The sequence below is a fragment of the Pseudomonas sp. S32 genome, assembly GCF_016648095.1.
GTDB lineage: Bacteria > Pseudomonadota > Gammaproteobacteria > Pseudomonadales > Pseudomonadaceae > Aquipseudomonas > Aquipseudomonas parafulva.
On the sequence record NZ_JACVVF010000008.1, the window covers coordinates 25,972 to 43,300 of the forward strand.

The following is a 17,329-nucleotide window of genomic DNA, read 5'->3' on the forward strand; positions in this document are numbered from 1 at the left end:
TCGCCTGCTACAGGTTACAAACGCATCGGCATGACAACATACGAAGAGTCGTCGTTGCCTGCCTCCTGCAGCAGCGCGCTGCTGTTGGAGTCCGACAAGATCAGGCGAACCTGTTCAGTGGTCATAACCCCCAGCACATCCAGCAGGTAGCTGACGTTGAAGCCAATCTCCAAGGAGCTGCCTTCGTAGTCCACGCTGATCTCTTCCTCGGCTTCTTCCTGCTCAGGGTTGTTGGCCTGAATTTTCAGCTGCCCGGCAGCCAACTGCAGACGGATGCCACGGTACTTTTCGTTGGACAAAATCGCGGTACGGCTAAAGGCCTCGCGCAGGGCTTGACGGTCGCCCACTACCAACTTGTCACCGCCCTTGGGCAGCACGCGCTCGTAGTCTGGGAATTTACCGTCCACCAATTTGGAGGTGAATGTGAATTCACCGGTAGTGGCGCGGATGTGATGCTGACCCAAAACGATGCTGACCATGCCCTCAGGGTCGGTCAGCAGGCGGGCCAGTTCCAGAATACCTTTGCGTGGCACGATCACCTGGTGGCGGTCGTCCTGCTCGATAGGTGCACTCATGGCGCAAAGGGCCAGGCGGTGACCATCTGTGGAAACAGCCCGCAGCGTGTTGCGCGAGACTTCGAGCAACATACCGTTCAGGTAGTAGCGCACATCCTGCTGAGCCATGGCAAAGCTGGTGCGCTCGATCAGGCGGCGCAGCTTGCTCTGTTCCAGGTTGCAGGTCAGCGAACCTGGGCCTTCTTCCACAGTGGGGAAATCATTGGCTGGCAGCGTCGACAGGGTAAAGCGGCTACGGCCAGCTTTGACCAGCAGTTTCTGCTCGTCCACCTTGATGTCGATAAGCACATCGCTGGGCAGGCTCTTGCAGATGTCCATCAGCTTACGCGCCGGGACGGTGATTTCGCCAGGCTCGGCTGGCTCTTCGAGTTGCACGCGCCCTACCAGTTCGACCTCCAGGTCGGTACCGGTCAACGACAATTGCTGGCCCTGTACGACCAGCAATACGTTGGACAGCACCGGCAAGGTCTGGCGGCGCTCGACGACACCGGCGACCAGTTGCAGGGGTTTCAACAGGGCTTCGCGTTGAATGGTGAAATGCATGGTCTAGTCCCTTGCCTTCAATTAGCTGGCTGCGCCAACGGCCATCAGGTCGTCAGCGTACGCAGCAGGTTCTTGTAGTCCTCGCGGATGTCCGCGTCGGATTCCTTAAGTTCGTTGATCTTGCGGCAGGCATGCAGCACGGTCGTATGGTCTCGGCCACCGAACATGTCGCCGATCTCTGGCAAGCTGTGGTTGGTCAGCTCCTTGGACAGGGCCATGGCCACCTGCCGCGGGCGCGCCACCGAGCGCGAACGCCGCTTGGACAACAGATCGGAGATCTTGATCTTGTAGTACTCAGCCACCGTGCGCTGGATGTTATCCACACTCACCAGCTTGTCCTGGAGGGCCAGCAGGTCTTTGAGCGACTCACGGATCAGCTCGATGGTGATATCGCGCCCCATGAAGTGGGAGTGGGCGATCACCCGTTTCAGCGCACCTTCCAGCTCACGAACGTTGGAGCGTATGCGTTGGGCGATGAAGAACGCGGCATCATGCGGCAGCTCGACCTTGGCCTGGTCGGCCTTCTTCATCAGGATCGCGACACGGGTTTCTAGTTCTGGCGGCTCGACTGCCACGGTCAGGCCCCAACCGAAGCGCGACTTCAGTCGCTCTTCAAGGCCTTCGATTTCCTTGGGATATCGGTCGGACGTCAGGATGACTTGCTGGCCACCTTCGAGCAGGGCGTTGAAGGTGTGGAAGAATTCTTCCTGGGAGCGCTCCTTGCGGGCGAAGAACTGAATATCGTCGATCAGCAATGCATCCACAGACCGGTAGAAACGCTTGAACTCGTTGATGGCGTTCAGCTGAAGCGCCTTGACCATGTCCGCGACAAAGCGCTCCGAATGCAGGTAGACCACCTTGGCATTCGGGTTCTTCTTCAGCAGGTGGTTACCCACAGCATGCATCAGGTGAGTCTTGCCCAGGCCCACGCCACCATAAAGGAACAGCGGGTTGTACCCGTGCTTGGGGTTGTCGGCCACCTGCCATGCCGCTGCCCTGGCCAGCTGGTTGGACTTGCCCTCTACAAAGGTATCGAACGTGAACGTGCGGTTCAGGTAGCTGGTGTGCTTGAGCGCGCCCTCTACCTGCACGGTGCGTTGCTCGGCCCGGCCATTGACGACGGGGGCCGAGGGAGGTTCGGCCATGGCGTCGAAGCTGTCCCTTGAAGACTGCTGAGCGGATTGTTCAACAGTGGAAGCTTCGGCCGGGGCGACCGCAGCAAGCTCGGCGGCCACAGCAGCAGGCACGGCTTTTTGCGCCTGGGTCTGGGCCTGCGAGGCAGCGATGGCTGCACTCACCGGGGCGTTGGGTGCAGCACGGGGTGCTGAGCTGCGACGGCTGCCAATCAGCAACGAAAGAGCAGGCGCAATGCCACTGCCATTTTCCCCCAACAGTTCCAGCAAACGCCCCAGGTACTTTTCATTGACCCAATCAAGGACGAAACGGTTGGGCGCGTAGACGCGCAACTCGTCGCCTTCGGCTTCGACCTGTAACGGACGGATCCAGGTGTTGAATTGTTGGGCAGGCAGTTCGTCGCGCAGAAGCTCTACGCACTGCTGCCAAAGTTCCACTGACACGGATATCCCCTGAGTTTGAAAGCCGGACAAGGCCGAAACAAACCGCCATTGTACCGGTCGAGCGTTAACTTATCCACATGTGGACACCACGGCAGCCATGGCAAAACAGCCATTTACCGACTAAAACGACCTGACGCAGCTGTGAATAAACCCTGTGGATAACGCAACCTGAGGGCTATGCACAACCCTAGGTCGAAGTCTGTTGATAACTCTACTGTGGATAACAGCCTATTTTATCCACACGTTCTCTCCAGGCCCGAAACAGGCGCAGCACCGGTTTGAAACAGACTTTTGAATCGCTGAAAAGCCCGTTTTACAAGGCCTTCGATGGGTTATCCACAGAAGGTTATCCACCTAAGAGTTATAAGTTCTTCAGAAAAGCTTTTTATATGTCTCTTCTTTTTTTTCATGTTGAACGTGATCTGACTGCTCAATCAAGCCGACGCTGGTCCACCGCGGGCTGCCACTCATCCCGCCGTACATAAGGAAAGGCTGGTTGGAAATTGACCTACGGGCTTGCTTTCTCTAGAATCGCCGGTCTCTTAAAAGGGGGCCATCCCGGCCCGTCGTCGACAAACCCAGGTAACACGCCATGAAACGTACTTTCCAACCAAGCACCATCAAGCGCGCGCGCACTCACGGTTTCCGTGCTCGTATGGCTACCAAGAACGGCCGCGCCGTACTGTCGCGTCGTCGTGCCAAAGGCCGTAAGCGTCTGGCCATTTGATTTTTCGGCACAGGTGGTGAGTCAGGACTTCAGTCGGGAAAAGCGACTGCTTACACCCCGGCATTTCAAAGCGGTCTTCGACTCCCCAACCGGCAAGGTTCCAGGGAAAAACCTGCTGATCCTTGCTCGCGAGAACGGGCTGGATCACCCGCGCCTTGGCCTGGTGATCGGCAAGAAGAGCGTCAAGCTCGCCGTTCAACGCAACCGCCTCAAGCGCTTGATGCGCGATTCCTTTCGTCTTAACCAGCAAATGCTTGCCGGCCTGGACATCGTGATCGTCGCGCGCAAGGGATTGGGTGAAGTGGAAAACCCGGAATTGCACCAACACTTTGGCAAGCTCTGGAAACGCCTGGCGCGCAGCCGACCGGCACCAGCAGCCACCGCCAATTCCGTAGGGGTAGACAGCCAAGATGCGTAAACTGGCACTCGTTCCGATCCAGTTTTACCGTTATGCCATTAGTCCTCTGATGGCCAGCCACTGTCGTTTCTTCCCCAGCTGCTCCTGTTATGCCTATGAAGCCATCGAAAACCACGGCCTCTGGCGTGGTGGGTGGCTAGCCGTTCGTCGCCTGGGGCGTTGTCATCCGTGGAACGACGGCGGTTTCGATCCCGTTCCTCCCGCTCCTTCCTCCCGAACTTCTTCGATAGCCGAGTAATCATGGATATTAAACGCACGATCCTGATCGTCGCCCTGGCAATCGTGTCCTACGTCATGGTCCTCAAGTGGAACCAGGACTACGGCCAGGCTGCCCTGCCGACTCAGAATACTGCTGCCAGCACTGCCAACCCGGGCTTGCCTGACGGTGTACCGGCGGGTAATGCCGGCGCCAGCGCCGATGTGCCTAGCGCCAACGCCGAGACCAGCCAGGCCGAGCTCGCACCGGTCGCTGTCAGCAAGGACCTGATCCGGGTCAAGACCGACGTCCTGAACCTGGCTATCGATCCGGTCGGTGGTGACATCGTCCAGCTGAACCTGCCGCAATACCCGCGCCGTCAGGATCACCCGGACATTCCGTTCCAGCTGTTCGACAACGGTGGCGAACGCGTCTACCTGGCACAAAGCGGCCTGACAGGCGCCAACGGCCCTGATGCACGTTCGGCCGGTCGCCCACTCTATGCGGCCGAGCAGAAGAGCTATCAGCTGGCCGACGGCCAGGAGCAACTGGTTGTCGACCTGAAGTTCAGCGACAACGGCGTCAACTACATCAAGCGCTTCAGCTTCAAGCGCGGTGAATACGACCTCACTGTCAGCTACCTGATCGACAACCAGAGCAGCCAGGCCTGGAGCGGCAACATGTTTGCCCAGCTCAAGCGTGATGCCAGCTCCGATCCATCGTCGAGCACCGCTACCGGTACCGCCACCTACCTGGGCGCAGCCCTGTGGACACCTTCCGAGCCCTACAAAAAGGTCTCGATGAAGGACATCGACAAAGGTAGTTTGAAAGAAAATGTGTCTGGAGGCTGGGTCGCCTGGCTGCAGCACTACTTCGTAACCGCGTGGATCCCTGCCAAGTCGGACAACAATGTCGTCCAGACCCGCAAGGACAGCCAGGGCAACTACATCATCGGCTACACCGGCCCGGCACTCAGCGTGCCTGCGGGCGGCAAGGCCGAAACCAGTGCCATGCTGTATGCCGGTCCGAAGATCCAGTCCAAGCTCAAGGAGTTGTCCCCAGGCCTGGAACTGACGGTGGACTACGGCTTCCTGTGGTTCATTGCCCAGCCGATTTTCTGGTTGCTGCAACATATCCACAGCCTGCTAGGTAACTGGGGCTGGTCGATCATCGTGCTGACCATGCTGATCAAAGGCCTGTTCTTCCCGTTGTCGGCTTCCAGCTACCGTTCCATGGCGCGCATGCGTGCCGTTTCGCCCAAGCTGGCCGCGCTGAAAGAACGCTTCGGTGACGATCGCCAGAAGATGTCCCAGGCGATGATGGAGCTGTACAAGAAAGAGAAGATCAACCCGCTGGGCGGCTGCTTGCCGATCCTGGTGCAGATGCCGGTATTCCTGGCCCTGTACTGGGTGCTGCTGGAAAGCGTCGAGATGCGCCAGGCCCCCTGGATGCTGTGGATTACCGACCTGTCGATCAAGGATCCGTTCTTCATCCTGCCGATCATCATGGGCGCCACCATGTTCATCCAGCAGCGTCTGAACCCGACCCCGCCGGACCCGATGCAGGCCAAGGTGATGAAAATGATGCCGATCATCTTCACCTTCTTCTTCCTGTGGTTCCCGGCTGGCCTGGTGCTGTACTGGGTTGTGAACAACTGCCTGTCCATCACTCAGCAGTGGTACATCACCCGCAGCATCGAAGCAGCCAGCAAAAAAGCTGCTGCCTGACGGGCTACTACGCTAGCCTGTGAATAAAAACGCCCCCCAGTGGGGCGTTTTTGCTATCTGTCGTTTTTGTCGTAGAGGCTTTCGAGCATGAATACTGTGCGTGAAACCATCGTCGCCATTGCCACCGCCCAAGGGCGCGGTGGTGTGGGCATCGTCAGGCTGTCAGGGCCTCTGGCAGGCAGGGCCGGCGAATGGATCACCGGCCGTCACCTGACCCCGCGCCACGCCCATTACGGCGCGTTTAGAGGTGAGGATGGGCTGGTGCTGGACGAGGGCATTGCCTTGTTCTTTCCTGGCCCCAACTCGTTCACCGGCGAGGACGTGCTGGAGCTGCAGGGCCACGGTGGCCCGGTGGTGCTGGATATGTTGCTGCAGCGTTGCGTACAACTGGGTTGCCGTCTGGCCCGGCCAGGGGAATTCAGCGAACGCGCATTTCTCAATGACAAACTGGACCTGGCGCAGGCAGAGGCGATTGCCGACCTGATCGAGGCCAGTTCCAGCCAGGCCGCGCGCAATGCCCTGCGGTCGCTTCAAGGGGAATTCTCGAAACGTGTCCACAGCCTGACTGAAGCCTTGATTGCATTGCGCATCTACGTGGAGGCTGCAATCGACTTCCCTGAGGAAGAGATTGATTTCCTTGCCGATGGCCACGTGCTGTCGATGCTGGATGCTGTGCGAGCAACGTTATCCACAGTCCAGCGCGAAGCCGGGCAGGGCGCCTTGCTACGCGATGGCATGACTGTGGTAATTGCGGGTCGGCCCAACGCCGGCAAATCGAGCCTGCTAAACCAGCTGGCGGGGCGTGAAGCGGCGATCGTCACTGATATCGCCGGCACCACCCGGGACATCCTGCGTGAACATATCCACATCGACGGGATGCCCCTGCATGTTGTGGATACCGCAGGGTTGCGCGCAACCGATGACCAGGTAGAAAAAATTGGCGTTGAACGCGCGCTCAAGGCCATTGGCGAGGCGGACCGTGTGCTGTTGGTGGTGGACTCCACGGCGCCTGAAGCCAGTGACCCCTTCGCCCTGTGGCCGGAGTTTCTCGACCAGCGGCCTGACCCGTCCAAGGTCACACTCATCCGCAACAAGGCAGACCTGAGTGGTGAACGTATTGCGCTTGAGCAGAGTACGGATGGCCACGTCACCCTCACCCTCAGTGCCAAAGGTAACGATGCCGGCTTGCAGTTGCTGCGTGATCACCTCAAGGCCTGCATGGGGTACGAGCAAACCGCCGAAAGCGGCTTCAGCGCACGCCGGCGACACCTTGATGCATTGCGCCAGGCCAGTGAGCACCTGGAGCATGGGCGGGCACAACTGACACTGGCGGGGGCCGGTGAGTTGTTGGCCGAAGACCTGCGCCAGGCGCAGCAAGCGTTGGGCGAGATCACAGGTGCCTTCAGTTCGGACGACCTGTTGGGCCGAATTTTCTCGAGCTTTTGCATCGGCAAGTAGTTCACCGCAGCCTCGGGCACAGCCGCTCCACATGGAGCGGCTTTTTTTTGCGCTTTTTTTGGCCGGCTCGGGCTCAATTGGTATCAGGAGCCCTGTGGAAAACCCTCAATGAGCTCAGTTGATAAGCAGGCGTTTTTGTTGAGGGTAAACTGCCCTGTGGATAAACAGACCTTTTATGCACAGGCTAAAACCGCTTATCCATAGCCCTCATGGGTACTAGGCCACAGGGTTTAATTTCTCTGTACATGGCTATTTGAAAGGCGTGCAGAACCTTATCCACAGATAAGGCTGTGCATAAGAATAAACATAAAAACAAAGCTTTTATAAATTTCTCTTCTTTGATTTCTGTTGTCTGCCATTCATCCACAGACTGGTCAAAATTTGCTCAGGCGGTTCCTTTAAGGGGGGGGAAGTCCCTATACTTGTCGGCTTACCTTCTCTATTCGCAAAAACAGGCACGAGGTGCGTGGTGGATTTCCCTTCCCGTTTTGAAGTGATCGTCATCGGCGGCGGCCATGCCGGTACCGAGGCTGCGCTTGCGTCTGCACGCATGGGTGTAAAAACCCTGCTGCTGACCCACAACGTGGAAACCCTCGGTCACATGAGCTGCAACCCCGCTATTGGCGGTATTGGCAAGAGCCATCTGGTCAAAGAGATCGATGCCCTGGGCGGCGCCATGGCCCTGGCTACCGACAAGAGCGGTATCCAGTTCCGTGTGCTGAACAACCGCAAAGGCCCAGCCGTTCGGGCAACCCGGGCACAGGCAGACCGCGCCATCTACAAGGCAGTGGTCCGCGAGATCCTGGAAAACCAGCCGAACCTGTGGATATTCCAGCAGTCCTGCGATGACCTGATCGTCGAGCAGGACGAGGTCAAGGGTGTCGTCACCCAGATGGGCCTGCGTTTCTTCGCCGATGCCGTGGTACTGACCACTGGCACATTCCTCGGCGGGCTGATCCATATCGGCATGCAAAACCATTCCGGCGGTCGCGCCGGTGACCCACCCTCGATCGCCCTGGCACACCGCATGCGTGAACTCCCGCTGCGGGTCGGTCGCCTGAAAACCGGTACCCCGCCGCGTATCGATGGCCGCTCCGTGGACTTCTCGGTGATGACCGAGCAGCCCGGCGATACCCCGATTCCGGTGATGTCGTTCATGGGCAATGCGGGCATGCACCCGCGCCAGGTCAGTTGCTGGATCACCCACACCAATGCGCGGACCCACGACATCATCGCTTCCAACCTCGACCGCTCGCCCATGTATTCAGGGGTTATCGAGGGGGTTGGGCCGCGCTACTGCCCGTCGATCGAAGACAAGATCCACCGCTTCGCCGACAAGGAAAGCCATCAGGTATTCATCGAGCCGGAAGGCCTGAACACCCATGAGCTTTACCCAAACGGCATCTCCACTTCGCTGCCGTTTGACGTGCAGCTGGAGCTGGTACGGTCGATTCGGGGTATGGAAAATGCCCACATCGTTCGCCCCGGTTACGCCATCGAGTACGACTACTTCGACCCACGCGATCTGAAGTACAGCCTTGAAACCAAGGTTATCGGCGGTTTGTTCTTCGCCGGCCAGATCAACGGCACCACGGGTTACGAGGAAGCCGGCGCCCAGGGCCTGCTGGCCGGGACCAACGCCGCACTGCGTGCCCAGGGCCGCGACAGCTGGTGCCCGCGGCGCGACGAGGCGTACATCGGTGTGCTGGTCGACGACCTGATTACCCTGGGTACCCAGGAGCCGTACCGCATGTTCACCTCCCGTGCCGAGTACCGCCTGATTCTGCGCGAAGACAACGCCGACCTGCGGCTTACCGAAAAAGGCCGCGAACTGGGCCTGATCGATGACCAGCGCTGGGCAGCGTTCTGCACCAAGCGCGACGATATCGAGCGTGAAGAGCAGCGCCTGAAAACCACCTGGGTGCGGCCGAATACTGAACAAGGTCAGGCCATTGTGGATAAGTTCGGCACGCCGCTCAGCCATGAATACAGCCTGCTCAACCTGCTGGCGCGCCCTGAAATCGACTACGCCGGGCTGATTGAGGCCACCAACGGTGAGCCGATTGACCCGCAGGTTGCCGAACAGGTGGAAATCCGCACCAAGTACGCCGGGTACATCGACCGCCAGCAGGACGAGATCGCTCGCCTGCGGGCCAGCGAGGACACGCGCCTGCCTGTGGATATCGACTATTCGAGCATTTCTGGCTTGTCCAAGGAGATTCAGGGCAAGCTGGGCCAGACGCGCCCCGAAACCCTGGGCCAGGCTTCGCGCATCCCCGGTGTTACACCGGCCGCGATCTCCCTGTTGCTCATTCACCTGAAAAAACGCGGCGCCGGCCGCGAGTTGGAGCAAAGCGCTTGAGTGCCCTGGTCACCCCGCAACATGCCGAAGAGTTGTCCACAGGTGCCCGCGAACTGGGGGTGCCACTGAGCCCGGAGCAACACGACAAGCTGCTTGGCTACCTTGCTCTGTTGATCAAATGGAACAAAGCCTACAACCTCACCGCTGTGCGCGACCCCGACGAGATGGTTTCGCGCCACTTGCTCGACAGCCTCAGCGTGATGCCGTTTATCCACAGCGAACGCCATGAATGGCTGGACGTGGGCAGCGGCGGTGGCATGCCTGGGGTGCCATTGGCTATTCTGCATCCGCACAAGCGTGTGACGGTGCTGGATGCCAATGGCAAGAAAACGCGCTTTCTGACCCAGGTGAAAATGGAGCTCAAGCTGGACAACCTCACGGTTATCCACAGCCGCGTGGAGGCGTTCGAGCCTGCACGTCCGTTCGATGGCATCGTCTCCCGTGCGTTCAGCAGCATGGAGAACTTCACCAACTGGACCCGCCACCTGGGCGACACCGGGACGCAATGGCTTGCAATGAAGGGGCTGCATCCTGCCGATGAACTGGTAGCATTGCCCGCAGACTTCACAGTGGAAAGCGAGCAGGCCCTGACCGTTCCGGGTTGCCAGGGCCAGCGCCATCTGCTGATACTGCGCCGCAAGGCTTGACTGGGAACACACGCAACAATGGCTAAGGTATTCGCAATCGCGAACCAGAAAGGTGGTGTAGGCAAGACCACCACCTGTATCAATCTCGCGGCCTCGCTGGCTGCGACCAAGCGCCGTGTGCTGCTGATCGACCTCGATCCGCAGGGCAACGCCACCATGGGCAGCGGGGTGGACAAGCACGAGCTCGAGCACTCGGTGTACGACCTGCTGATCGGCGAATGTGACCTGGCCCAGGCCATGCACTATTCCGAGCATGGTGGTTTCCAGTTGCTGCCGGCCAACCGTGACCTGACCGCAGCCGAAGTGGTGCTGCTGGAGATGCAGGTCAAGGAGAGCCGCCTGCGCAATGCACTGGCGCCCATCCGCGACAATTACGATTTCATTCTGATCGACTGCCCGCCGTCGCTGTCGATGCTCACGCTCAACGCCCTGGTTGCGTCCAATGGCGTGATCATCCCCATGCAGTGCGAGTACTACGCGCTGGAAGGCCTGAGCGACCTTGTGGATAACATCAAGCGCATCGCTGCACGGCTGAACCCCGAGCTCAAGATCGAGGGCCTGTTGCGGACCATGTACGACCCGCGCCTCAGCCTGAACAACGATGTTTCTGCGCAGCTGAAGGAGCACTTTGGCCAGCAGCTGTACGACACCGTGATCCCACGCAACATCCGCTTGGCCGAAGCGCCCAGTTTCGGCATGCCGGCGCTGGCCTACGACAAGCAATCGCGTGGCGCGCTGGCCTACCTGGCCCTGGCTGGCGAACTGGTTCGCCGTCAGCGTCGTCAAACCCGCACTGCACAAACAACTTAAGGAATCCGCATGGCCGTCAAGAAACGAGGTCTCGGACGTGGGTTGGATGCGCTGCTCAGCGGTCCTTCCGTCAGCGCGCTCGAAGAGCAGGCTGTAAAGATCGACCAGAAGGAACTGCAACACCTGCCCGTGGAGTTGATTCAGCGCGGCAAGTACCAGCCGCGACGCGACATGGATCCACAGGCGCTCGAAGAACTCGCCCATTCGATCCGCAGCCACGGGGTGATGCAGCCCATTGTGGTGCGTCCGATCGGCGACAACCGCTACGAGATCATTGCCGGTGAGCGCCGCTGGCGCGCCACCCAGCAGGCCGGCCTGGACACCATCCCTGCCATGGTCCGCGAGGTGCCCGACGAAACCGCCATCGCCATGGCGCTGATCGAAAACATCCAGCGCGAGGACCTTAACCCGCTGGAGGAGGCACTCGCCTTGCAGCGCCTGCAGCAGGAGTTCGAGCTGACCCAGCAACAGGTGGCCGACGCCGTGGGCAAGTCGCGGGTGACGGTGGCCAACCTGCTGCGCCTGATTACCTTGCCCGATGCGATCAAGACCATGCTCGCGCACGGTGACCTGGAAATGGGCCACGCCCGTGCCCTGCTCGGCCTGGAAGAGCATCGCCAGGAGGAGGGGGCGCGTCATGTTGTCGCACGTGGGCTGACCGTGCGCCAAACCGAGGCGCTGGTGCGTCAGTGGCTGAGTGACAAACCTGATCCGGTAGAACCGGGCAAACCTGATCCGGACATCGCACGCCTTGAACAGCGGCTGGCAGAGCGGCTGGGCTCTGCGGTGCAGATTCGCCATGGCAACAAGGGCAAGGGGCAGCTGGTCATTCGTTATAACTCGCTGGACGAGTTGCAGGGCGTGCTTGCTCACATCCGCTGAAACAATTCCCGTTGTAGCGTGCGGCCGTAAATCACTACGAAGAGTTGAATAGGGGTTAATCCACCCCTATACTCTGCGCGCATTTTGTCGGCACAAATTATGCCAAGTCATAGCTGACGGGTTGGTCGACTTTCGGGGAGCAGTTGTGATGGAAATACGCACGCCAAACCGCTTGCCTTTCCATCGCTGGGCGGTTTTTCCAGTACTGCTGGCTCAATTTGTTGTACTGCTGCTGGCAGCATTGGTGTTGTGGCAGTGGGGAGGGGCGGTCAGCGGTTATTCGGGCCTTTGTGGAGGCCTGATCGCGTGGCTACCCAATGTGTATTTCGCCTGGAAGGCTTTTCGCTTCAGCGGGGCACGGGCGGCACAAGCCATCGTCAAGTCGTTTTACGCGGGCGAGGCAGGCAAGATGATTTTGACGGCAGTGCTGTTTGCACTGACCTTTGCAGGAGTGAAGCCATTGGCGCCGTTAGCAGTATTCGGCGTCTTCGTGCTGACCCTTTTGGTCAGCTGGTTCGCGCCCCTGCTGATGAATAAAAGACTTTCGAGACCTTAGGGCGTTTGAGGCAACCATGGCAGCAGAAACCGCTTCGGGCTATATCCAGCACCACTTGCAGAACCTGACCTACGGTCAACTACCAGACGGCAGCTGGGGCTTCGCCCATTCGGCTGCAGAAGCCAAGGCAATGGGCTTCTGGGCGTTCCACCTGGACACCCTGGGTTGGTCCGTCGCGCTGGGTCTGATCTTCCTGTTCATCTTCCGCATGGCGGCCAAGAAGGCGACTTCCGGCCAACCCGGCGGCCTGCAGAACTTCGTGGAAGTGATGGTGGACTTCGTCAACGGCAGCGTGAAGGACTCCTTCCATGGCCGTAGCCCGGTGATCGCCCCGCTGGCGCTGACCATCTTCGTCTGGGTGTTCCTGATGAACGCTGTCGACCTGGTACCGGTCGACTGGATTCCTCAGCTGGCCATCCTGATTTCCGGTGACCCGCACATTCCGTTCCGTGCCGTGTCCACCACCGACCCGAACGCGACCCTGGCCATGGCCTTCTGCGTGTTCGCCCTGATCATCTTCTACAGCATCAAGGTCAAGGGCCTGGGCGGCTTCATTGGTGAGCTGACCCTGCACCCGTTCGGCAGCAAGAACATCTTCGTGCAGATCTTGCTGATCCCGGTGAACTTCCTGCTGGAATTCGTCACCCTGATCGCCAAGCCAATTTCCCTGGCCCTGCGACTGTTCGGCAACATGTACGCCGGCGAACTGGTGTTCATCCTGATCGCGGTCATGTTCGGCTCGGGCCTGCTGTGGCTCAGCGGCCTCGGCATCGTGCTGCAATGGGCGTGGGCTGTGTTCCACATCCTGATCATCACCCTGCAAGCCTTCATCTTCATGATGCTCACCATCGTCTACCTGTCGATGGCGCACGAAGATAACCATTAAGACCGCCTGGCGTGTCTGATAGCCTTCCCCGCTCGTTTGGGGGGAGGGCTTAAAAAGTCCGCAAGGGCATGCTGTACCAAACGATTTGTTTTACCGCTTCAAACTAAAAACCTAACCAATACGACGTAAAAGTCGGGAGGAAAGATGGAAACTGTAGTTGGTCTGACCGCTATCGCTGTTGCTCTGCTGATCGGCCTGGGTGCTCTGGGTACCGCCATTGGTTTCGGCCTGCTGGGCGGCAAGTTCCTGGAAGGCGCTGCTCGTCAGCCTGAAATGGTTCCGATGCTGCAGGTCAAAATGTTCATCGTTGCCGGTCTGCTCGACGCCGTCACCATGATCGGTGTGGGTATCGCTCTGTTCTTCACCTTCGCGAATCCGTTCGTTGGTCAGATCGCCGGCTAATCACTCGTCTTCACGAGTTGATGGCTGTATGAATTAAGACCGAGCGAGGTGTTGGCGTGAACATTAATGCAACCCTGATTGGCCAATCCGTTGCTTTTCTGATTTTTGTACTCTTCTGCATGAAGTACGTATGGCCTCCGGTCATCACTGCTCTGCAAGAGCGCCAAAAGAAGATTGCCGACGGCTTGGACGCTGCCAACCGCGCAGCTCGTGACCTGGAGCTGGCCCAAGAAAAAGCGGGTCAGCAACTGCGCGAAGCTAAAGCACAGGCAGCCGAAATCATTGAGCAAAGCAAGAAACGCGCTGCTCAGCTTGTCGAGGAAGCCCGTGATCAGGCCCGCGTCGAAGCTGACCGTGTGAAGGCTCAGGCTCTGGCCGAGATCGAACAGGAACTGAACAGCGCTAAAGACGCCCTGCGTGCCCAAGTGGGTGCCCTGGCCGTTGGCGGTGCTGAAAAGATCCTTGGCGCCACAATCGATCAAAACGCGCATGCGGAGCTGGTTAACAAACTGGCCGCTGAAATTTAAGCGAGGGCGATCATGGCAGAACTGACCACGTTGGCCCGACCTTACGCTAAGGCTGCCTTTGAGCATGCCCAGGCCCATCAGCAACTGGCCAATTGGTCAGCCATGCTCGGCCTGGCTGCTGCGGTGTCGCAAGACGACACCATGCAGCGCCTGCTCAAGGCCCCGCGACTGACGAGCGCAGAAAAGGCCGCCACGTTCATTGACGTGTGCGGTGACAAGTTCAATGCACAGGCACAGAATTTCATTCATGTTGCCGCGGAAAACGACCGTCTCCTGCTTCTGCCGGAGATTGCCGCTCTGTTCGACCTGTACAAGGCCGAGCAAGAGAAATCCGTGGACGTGGAAGTCACCAGTGCCTTCGCGTTGAACCAAGAACAGCAAGACAAACTCGCCAAGGTTCTCAGTGCACGGTTAGGCCAGGAAGTGCGCCTGCACGCGTCGGAGGATGCCAGCCTGATTGGCGGCGTCGTCATCCGCGCCGGTGACCTGGTAATCGATGGCTCTGTTCGCGGCAAAATCGCGAAACTGGCCGAAGCATTGAAATCTTGAGTTTGAAGGGGCAGCAGAGCAATGCAGCAACTCAATCCTTCCGAAATTAGTGAAATCATCAAGGGCCGCATCGACAACCTCGATGTGAGCTCCCAAGCCCGTAACGAAGGTACCGTCGTTTCGGTTTCCGACGGTATCGTGCGGATCCACGGTCTGGCCGACGTCATGTACGGCGAAATGATCGAGTTCCCTGGCGGCGTCTACGGTATGGCACTGAACCTGGAGCAAGACTCCGTGGGTGCAGTGATCCTGGGTGCCTATGACACCCTCGCCGAAGGCATGAGCGCCAAGTGCACCGGCCGCATCCTGGAAGTTCCGGTTGGTAAGGAACTGCTGGGTCGCGTTGTCGACGCACTGGGTAACCCGATCGACGGCAAAGGCCCGCTGGGCAACACCGAGACCGATGCGGTCGAGAAAGTTGCTCCAGGCGTGATCTGGCGTAAGTCGGTAGACCAGCCTGTACAGACTGGCTACAAGTCCGTCGACGCCATGATCCCTGTCGGCCGTGGCCAGCGTGAGCTGATCATCGGTGACCGTCAGATCGGCAAGACCGCCATGGCCATCGACGCCATCATCAACCAGAAAGACTCCGGTATTTTCTGTGTTTATGTGGCTGTCGGCCAGAAGCGTTCGACCGTTGCCAACATCGTTCGCAAGCTGGAAGAAAACGACGCACTGAAAAACACCATCGTGGTGGTTGCCAGCGCCTCGGAATCCGCCGCACTGCAATTCCTGGCGCCTTACGCCGGTTGCACCATGGGCGAATTCTTCCGTGACCGCGGCGAAGACGCACTGATCGTTTACGATGACCTGTCCAAGCAAGCCGTTGCTTACCGTCAGATCTCCCTGCTGCTGCGCCGTCCACCAGGACGTGAAGCGTACCCAGGCGACGTGTTCTATCTCCACTCCCGTCTGCTGGAGCGTGCATCGCGCGTTTCGGAAGAGTACGTAGAGAAGTTCACCAATGGCGCAGTGACTGGCAAAACCGGTTCCCTGACCGCGCTGCCGATCATCGAAACCCAGGCTGGCGACGTTTCCGCGTTCGTTCCGACCAACGTGATTTCCATCACCGACGGTCAGATCTTCCTGGAATCGGCCATGTTCAACTCGGGCATCCGCCCTGCAGTGAACGCCGGTGTTTCGGTATCCCGCGTAGGTGGTGCCGCTCAGACCAAGATCATCAAGAAACTGTCCGGTGGTATCCGTACCGCTCTGGCTCAGTACCGTGAGCTGGCTGCATTCGCCCAGTTCGCTTCCGATCTGGACGAAGCGACCCGCAAGCAGCTGGAGCATGGTCAGCGCGTAACCGAGCTGATGAAGCAGAAGCAGTACGCACCGATGTCCATCGCGGACATGGCGCTGTCGCTGTACGCCGCTGAGCGTGGTTTCCTGACTGACGTAGAAGTCTCCAAGGTCGGCAGCTTCGAGCAAGCACTGATCGCCTTCTTCCACCGTGATCACGCTGAACTGATGGCGAAGATCAACGTGAAGGGTGACTTCAACGACGAAATCGACGCAGGCCTGAAAGCCGGTATCGAGAAGTTCAAGGCCACCCAGACCTGGTAAGCCGCAGCGGGGGCTCAGGCCCCCGCTTGCTAACCTGATAGGTGATACATGGCAGGCGCAAAAGAGATTCGCAGTAAGATTGCGAGCATCAAAAGCACGCAAAAAATTACCAGCGCCATGGAGAAAGTGGCGGTCAGCAAAATGCGCAAGGCACAAATGCGCATGGCTGCTAGCCGTCCTTACGCGGAGCGTATCCGCCAGGTGATCGGTCATCTGGCCAACGCCAACCCGGAATACCGCCACCCGTTCATGATCGAGCGCCCTGTAAAGCGCGTTGGTTATATCGTGGTGAGCAGTGACCGTGGTTTGTGCGGTGGCTTGAATACCAACCTGTTCAAGGCCTTGGTCAAGGACATGAACGTAAACCGCGAACAGGGCGTGGAAATCGACCTGTGCGTGATCGGCAGCAAGGGTGCGACTTTCTTCCGCATCTTTGGCGGCAACGTTGTAGCCGCGATCAGCCACCTGGGCGAAGAGCCATCGATCAATGACCTGATCGGCTCCGTCAAAGTGATGCTGGACGCCTACCTGGACGGCCGTATCGATCGCCTTTCGGTGGTTTCGAACAAGTTCATCAACACCATGACCCAGAAGCCAACGGTCGAGCAATTGGTACCGTTGGTGGCAACCCCGGATCAGGATCTCAAGCACCACTGGGATTACCTGTACGAACCCGACGCAAAAGAGCTGCTGGACGGCTTGATGGTGCGTTATGTGGAGTCGCAGGTGTACCAGGCGGTGGTCGAGAACAACGCTGCTGAACAAGCGGCCCGGATGATCGCCATGAAAAACGCCACAGACAACGCCGGTGATTTGATCAAAGAGCTTCAGTTGATCTACAACAAGGCGCGTCAGGCTGCGATCACCCAGGAGATCTCGGAAATCGTCGGCGGCGCTGCCGCGGTTTAACGGTTCACATAT

Annotated in this window: 18 protein-coding genes; 16 read left to right on the plus strand and 2 right to left on the minus strand. The window is 58.9% G+C overall.

Annotated elements, in window-relative coordinates; genetic code table 11:
• Positions 1 to 14 precede the first annotated feature (14 nt).
• Together dnaN and dnaA are read right to left on the minus strand one after the other, a co-directional pair.
• Positions 15 to 1,118 carry a DNA polymerase III subunit beta gene (gene dnaN, locus IAE38_RS06400; protein WP_028632793.1) on the minus strand — a complete coding sequence of 368 codons (1,104 nt, stop codon included), beginning with the start codon at positions 1,116 to 1,118 and terminating at the stop codon, positions 15 to 17.
• A gap of 44 nt (positions 1,119 to 1,162) precedes the next feature.
• Positions 1,163 to 2,695, minus strand: coding sequence for a chromosomal replication initiator protein DnaA (dnaA, locus tag IAE38_RS06405; protein ID WP_201216655.1), 1,533 nt, complete (start codon positions 2,693 to 2,695; stop codon positions 1,163 to 1,165).
• 592 nt (positions 2,696 to 3,287) lie between these two features.
• Between dnaA and rpmH the strand changes: the two genes are divergently transcribed.
• The 16 genes from rpmH (at position 3,288) to atpG (ending at position 17,317) form a co-directional block, all read left to right on the plus strand.
• The gene (rpmH, locus tag IAE38_RS06410; RefSeq protein ID WP_003253163.1) at positions 3,288 to 3,422 is read left to right on the plus strand and encodes a 50S ribosomal protein L34; all 135 of its coding nucleotides are present in this window, start codon (positions 3,288 to 3,290) and stop codon (positions 3,420 to 3,422) included.
• 13 nt (positions 3,423 to 3,435) lie between these two features.
• A complete protein-coding gene (gene rnpA / locus IAE38_RS06415) occupies positions 3,436 to 3,840 on the plus strand; it encodes a ribonuclease P protein component (protein WP_201162637.1) in 405 nt (134 codons plus the stop codon).
• The gene (gene yidD / locus IAE38_RS06420) at positions 3,833 to 4,078 is read left to right on the plus strand and encodes a membrane protein insertion efficiency factor YidD (RefSeq protein WP_075046823.1); all 246 of its coding nucleotides are present in this window, start codon (positions 3,833 to 3,835) and stop codon (positions 4,076 to 4,078) included. Before rnpA ends, yidD begins: the two co-directional genes overlap by 8 nt.
• A 2-nt stretch (positions 4,079 to 4,080) precedes the next feature.
• Positions 4,081 to 5,763 carry a membrane protein insertase YidC gene (gene yidC / locus IAE38_RS06425; RefSeq protein WP_201216657.1) on the plus strand — a complete coding sequence of 561 codons (1,683 nt, stop codon included), beginning with the start codon at positions 4,081 to 4,083 and terminating at the stop codon, positions 5,761 to 5,763.
• 87 nt (positions 5,764 to 5,850) lie between these two features.
• Positions 5,851 to 7,221: a tRNA uridine-5-carboxymethylaminomethyl(34) synthesis GTPase MnmE gene (mnmE, locus tag IAE38_RS06430; protein ID WP_201216659.1), complete on the plus strand. Its 1,371-nt coding sequence runs from the start codon at positions 5,851 to 5,853 to the stop codon at positions 7,219 to 7,221.
• A gap of 469 nt (positions 7,222 to 7,690) precedes the next feature.
• Positions 7,691 to 9,583, plus strand: coding sequence for a tRNA uridine-5-carboxymethylaminomethyl(34) synthesis enzyme MnmG (gene mnmG, locus IAE38_RS06435; RefSeq protein WP_201216662.1), 1,893 nt, complete (start codon positions 7,691 to 7,693; stop codon positions 9,581 to 9,583).
• Entirely contained in the window at positions 9,580 to 10,230 is a 651-nt protein-coding gene (rsmG, locus tag IAE38_RS06440) for a 16S rRNA (guanine(527)-N(7))-methyltransferase RsmG (protein WP_028632799.1), read from the plus strand. Before mnmG ends, rsmG begins: the two co-directional genes overlap by 4 nt.
• 18 nt (positions 10,231 to 10,248) lie before the next feature.
• Entirely contained in the window at positions 10,249 to 11,040 is a 792-nt protein-coding gene (locus IAE38_RS06445) for a ParA family protein (protein ID WP_201216664.1), read from the plus strand.
• 9 nt (positions 11,041 to 11,049) lie between these two features.
• Positions 11,050 to 11,922: a ParB/RepB/Spo0J family partition protein gene (locus tag IAE38_RS06450; RefSeq protein WP_028632801.1), complete on the plus strand. Its 873-nt coding sequence runs from the start codon at positions 11,050 to 11,052 to the stop codon at positions 11,920 to 11,922.
• Positions 11,923 to 12,070: 148 nt separating this feature from the next.
• Complete coding sequence (locus IAE38_RS06455) at positions 12,071 to 12,478, plus strand: F0F1 ATP synthase subunit I (RefSeq protein WP_028632802.1); 408 nt, start codon at positions 12,071 to 12,073, stop codon at positions 12,476 to 12,478.
• A gap of 16 nt (positions 12,479 to 12,494) precedes the next feature.
• Positions 12,495 to 13,364, plus strand: coding sequence for a F0F1 ATP synthase subunit A (gene atpB / locus IAE38_RS06460; RefSeq protein WP_028632803.1), 870 nt, complete (start codon positions 12,495 to 12,497; stop codon positions 13,362 to 13,364).
• A 144-nt stretch (positions 13,365 to 13,508) separates the two neighbouring features.
• Complete coding sequence (gene atpE, locus IAE38_RS06465) at positions 13,509 to 13,766, plus strand: F0F1 ATP synthase subunit C (RefSeq protein ID WP_003097235.1); 258 nt, start codon at positions 13,509 to 13,511, stop codon at positions 13,764 to 13,766.
• 56 nt (positions 13,767 to 13,822) lie between these two features.
• Positions 13,823 to 14,293, plus strand: a complete 471-nt coding sequence (locus tag IAE38_RS06470; RefSeq protein ID WP_003260032.1) for a F0F1 ATP synthase subunit B — start codon at positions 13,823 to 13,825, stop codon at positions 14,291 to 14,293.
• Between the two features lie 12 nt (positions 14,294 to 14,305).
• Positions 14,306 to 14,842 (plus strand): F0F1 ATP synthase subunit delta, encoded by a 537-nt coding sequence (locus IAE38_RS06475; RefSeq protein ID WP_003253191.1) that lies wholly within the window; start codon positions 14,306 to 14,308, stop codon positions 14,840 to 14,842.
• Between the two features lie 21 nt (positions 14,843 to 14,863).
• Positions 14,864 to 16,408: a F0F1 ATP synthase subunit alpha gene (atpA, locus tag IAE38_RS06480; RefSeq protein WP_201216666.1), complete on the plus strand. Its 1,545-nt coding sequence runs from the start codon at positions 14,864 to 14,866 to the stop codon at positions 16,406 to 16,408.
• Positions 16,409 to 16,456: 48 nt separating this feature from the next.
• On the plus strand, positions 16,457 to 17,317 hold the full coding sequence (atpG, locus tag IAE38_RS06485; RefSeq protein WP_028632806.1) for a F0F1 ATP synthase subunit gamma: 861 nt from the start codon (positions 16,457 to 16,459) through the stop codon (positions 17,315 to 17,317).
• The last annotated feature ends 12 nt before the right edge of the window (positions 17,318 to 17,329 follow it).

Coding starts and splice junctions, on each gene's coding strand:
- dnaN (WP_028632793.1), bottom strand. CDS start 1,118: ATGCATTTCACCATTCAACGCGAAGCCCTGTTGAAACCCCTGCAACTG.
- rpmH (WP_003253163.1), top strand. CDS start 3,288: ATGAAACGTACTTTCCAACCAAGCACCATCAAGCGCGCGCGCACTCAC.
- yidD (WP_075046823.1), top strand. CDS start 3,833: ATGCGTAAACTGGCACTCGTTCCGATCCAGTTTTACCGTTATGCCATT.
- yidC (WP_201216657.1), top strand. CDS start 4,081: ATGGATATTAAACGCACGATCCTGATCGTCGCCCTGGCAATCGTGTCC.
- mnmE (WP_201216659.1), top strand. CDS start 5,851: ATGAATACTGTGCGTGAAACCATCGTCGCCATTGCCACCGCCCAAGGG.
- IAE38_RS06445 (WP_201216664.1), top strand. CDS start 10,249: ATGGCTAAGGTATTCGCAATCGCGAACCAGAAAGGTGGTGTAGGCAAG.
- IAE38_RS06450 (WP_028632801.1), top strand. CDS start 11,050: ATGGCCGTCAAGAAACGAGGTCTCGGACGTGGGTTGGATGCGCTGCTC.
- IAE38_RS06455 (WP_028632802.1), top strand. CDS start 12,071: ATGGAAATACGCACGCCAAACCGCTTGCCTTTCCATCGCTGGGCGGTT.
- atpB (WP_028632803.1), top strand. CDS start 12,495: ATGGCAGCAGAAACCGCTTCGGGCTATATCCAGCACCACTTGCAGAAC.
- atpE (WP_003097235.1), top strand. CDS start 13,509: ATGGAAACTGTAGTTGGTCTGACCGCTATCGCTGTTGCTCTGCTGATC.
- IAE38_RS06475 (WP_003253191.1), top strand. CDS start 14,306: ATGGCAGAACTGACCACGTTGGCCCGACCTTACGCTAAGGCTGCCTTT.
- atpA (WP_201216666.1), top strand. CDS start 14,864: ATGCAGCAACTCAATCCTTCCGAAATTAGTGAAATCATCAAGGGCCGC.
- atpG (WP_028632806.1), top strand. CDS start 16,457: ATGGCAGGCGCAAAAGAGATTCGCAGTAAGATTGCGAGCATCAAAAGC.